1 protein-coding gene and 1 pseudogene are annotated in these 3,406 nt (G+C 42.2%); both read left to right on the forward strand.

Annotation, left to right across the window (positions count from 1 at the left end; translation table 11 throughout):
- Positions 1-887, forward strand: an 887-nt coding sequence (locus Q1V93_RS18970; RefSeq protein ID WP_300666993.1) for a hypothetical protein, incomplete at its 5' end; no start/stop codon positions are given.
- Between the two features lie 19 nt (positions 888-906).
- Positions 907-3,406: pseudogene (locus Q1V93_RS18975) on the forward strand (T9SS C-terminal target domain-containing protein); the annotation flags it as partial.

The following is a 3,406-nucleotide window of genomic DNA, read 5'->3' on the forward strand; positions in this document are numbered from 1 at the left end:
ATTACGAGATCGGATTCCAGCAGGTATTGACTAAGACTTCTTCCTTGAAGATTTCGGCATTCTACCGTGAGCAACGTAACAATGTTCAGTTGATGAACGTGTTTGAAGCTTACCCGAATACGTACCGTACATACGGTAACCGTGACTTTGGTACAGTAAAAGGATTAACGGTTTCTTATGACTTACGTAGAACAGGGAATGTTCGTATGACAGCTGCATATACCTTGCAGTTTGCTGACGGAACGGGTTCGGATGCAACATCTGCAGCGACTTTGTTAACAGGTCTTCAAACAGCAGGTTTGCCTAACTTGAGAAGTGTATTCCCTTATTCGTATGACCAACGTCATAACTTTGCAATCACATTCGATTACCGTTACGGTGAAGGTGCTGATTACAACGGTCCAATGATCGGTGATGCTAAAATCCTTGAAAATACAGGTTTGAACTTGATTACAAACATTTACTCAGGATCTCCTTATACATCTCAGACAGGTGTTACGGGTGATGCATTAATTCAACCGAATTCATCAGGTATTACAGGAACTGTGAACGGTTCTCGTTTGCCATGGCAATACCGTTTGGATCTTGTATTAGACCGAACATTTGGAATTGATTTTGGTGGAAAAGACGGTAAAAAGAAATCAACATATTTGCAAGTTTATCTTCGCGTTACCAACCTTTTCAATACAATGAACGTTCTTGGAGTTTATAGAGCGACAGGTAACTGGAATGATGATGGATATTTGGCTGCTGCTCAGTACCAGACTTCTATTCAAAACCAGTTGGATGAGCAATCTTTCAGAGACTATTATGCAATGAAAGTGGCTAATCCGTTTAATATTAGTGCACCAAGAACAATTCGCTTAGGAGTTAAGTTTGATTTCTAAGAAAGAAAAAAATTAAAGTATGAGACGAACATTTAAATACTTATCACTCGCACTCACGATGTGTTTCGTTGGTCAAGCCAGCGCTTACAATCATGATTTTGGGAAAAGTGGGAAGTCGGGAGAAAAACCGAAACCCGCGGTATCAGCGAAGGCAGCAAATTGTGCCCCAGCGAATTATCGTTTAACGATGGACTTTAATGATGTTAGTTGCCAGTTAGAAACGGGAGGACTTTTGTTCCTGGATCGTGCTAATGGACTTGCAACATATACAGTTCCAAAAAAGAAAGGAAGTGAAACTGCTGTAACTACAATTTATGCAGGAGCACTTTGGATGGGGGGAACGGACGTTAACGGTCAGTTGAAATTAGCTGCAGTTAAGTTCCGTCAGGACGGAAACGACTTCTGGCCTGGTCCATTATCAGTTGATTTCGGAACAGGGAATTTTAATCCTGCTGTTCCGCAGGGAGATACAGCTCGCCGTGATTATGGTGCTGGTACGATCGACCCGGATCAATGTTTGTTGTATGACAACATCTTTACAATTACCAAAGCAGGAGTTATCATGTTTGTTACTTACATGGAATGTACTACTGGTGATTGTCCGGTACCAAGTAATGAGACGATGGCTCAAATTAATGCCTGGCCGGGTAACGGGGATGTTAGCCGTGGTCAGGATCAATTCCTGGCTCCGTTCTATGACAACAATGATGACATGCTTTACGAACCATTAGATGGTGATTACCCTTGGTATGATGACATCTTAGGACGTGACGACATCCAATGTGGTGCTGACCGTCGTGTATCATTATTCGGAGATGAGACTCACTGGTGGGTATTCAACGATAAAGGAAACATCCATACAGAATCTCAGGGAGAACCGATCGGAATGGAAATCCACGCGCAGGCATTTGCTTTTGCTACGGATGACGAGATCAACAAAATGACGTTCTATAACTACGAGTTGATTAACCGTGGTACTCAAACATTGTACGACACTTATTTCTCTCAGTACATCGATGCCGATTTAGGTAACTACAATGATGACTATGCAGGATGTGACGTTACACGTGGATTAAGTTACATGTATAACGGAGATTTGAACGATGAGCCAAACTCAGGACGCCCTGGATTCGGACCAAATCCTCCTGCAATCGGAATCGACTTCTTTGAAGGTCCTTACCAGGATGCAGACGGAATCGATAACCCGGGACCTGTATTTAATTCAACTACTGGTCAGTGGGTTATCCCAACTGTAGCAAACGCTCTTGCAAACAAAGGAATTGTTTACAAAGGTTTGGGTATTGGGTACGGAGATACAATCGTGGATAACGAGCGTTATGGAATGCGTAACTTTACAATTTATACGGGTGTAAACGCACCGTCAGGACAATCAGATCCGGGATCTGCAGCTCAATTCTACAACTACATGCAGGGATTGTGGCAGTTTGGAGACCAATTGTACTACGGAGGAACAGGTTTCCCTGGAGCTCCATGTGTTGGTTCTATTCCGACAAACTATATGTTCCCGGCTGATTCTGATACATTGCATTGGGCAACTGCAGGAACTAACCCAGGATTTAACTGGTCAGAATTTGAACCATGTGGTTTAGGTTCTACATCTAACCCTTCAGGTGACCGTCGTTTCGTACAGTCAGCAGGACCATTTACATTGCGTCCGGGAGCGGTTAACAACATTACAGTTGGTATCGTTTATGCAAGAAGTTTCGAAGGACAAATCTTTTCTTCTGTAAACTCGTTGAAAACAGCAGATACGAAAGCTCAGGCGTTGTTTGATAACTGTTTCCGCATTTTGGAGCCACCAAATGCTCCGGTTATGACGATCCAGGAAATGGGTAATGAGTTGATCATTATGTTAGATAACCCTGTTAACTCGAATAACTACAAAGAAAAATACATCGAGGAAGATAAGATCAACATCGTTGATCCATCTACAGGAGGTATTATTTACGATAAATTCTATCGTTTTGAAGGATACCAGATCTATCAGTTGAAAGATGCTTCTATTGGTATTACGGATTTGGATAATTTGTCAGTAGCTCGTCCGGTAGCACAATGTGATATTAAAAACGGGGTAAAACGCTTGATTAACTTTGAATTTGATGAAGAGTTAGGATATTCTTTCCCTGTTGAAAAAGTAAAAGGATCTGATCTTGGAATTAAGCACACGTTCCGTGTAACAGAAGATTTGTTTGCTCAGGGAGATCGCCGTTTGGTGAACTTCAAGACTTACTACTTCATCGCAGTAGCTTACGGATACAACAGCTATAAGCCTTACGATCCAAGTGATGCACAGTTCTTGGATGGACAAAAGAAACCATATTTACGTTCTCGTATCAATGCAGATGGTTCACCATTAGTAGGAATTCCTGCAATTCCGCATAAAATTGCTCCTGAGTTAGGAGGATCTATTGCAAACTCAGTTTACGGACAAACTCCGCGCATCACGCGTTTGGACGGAACCGGAAACGGAGGTCGCGAATTACAATTGACTACTGCAT

The organism is Fluviicola sp. (genome assembly GCF_030151805.1).
In the GTDB taxonomy this organism is placed as follows: domain Bacteria; phylum Bacteroidota; class Bacteroidia; order Flavobacteriales_D; family Crocinitomicaceae; genus Fluviicola.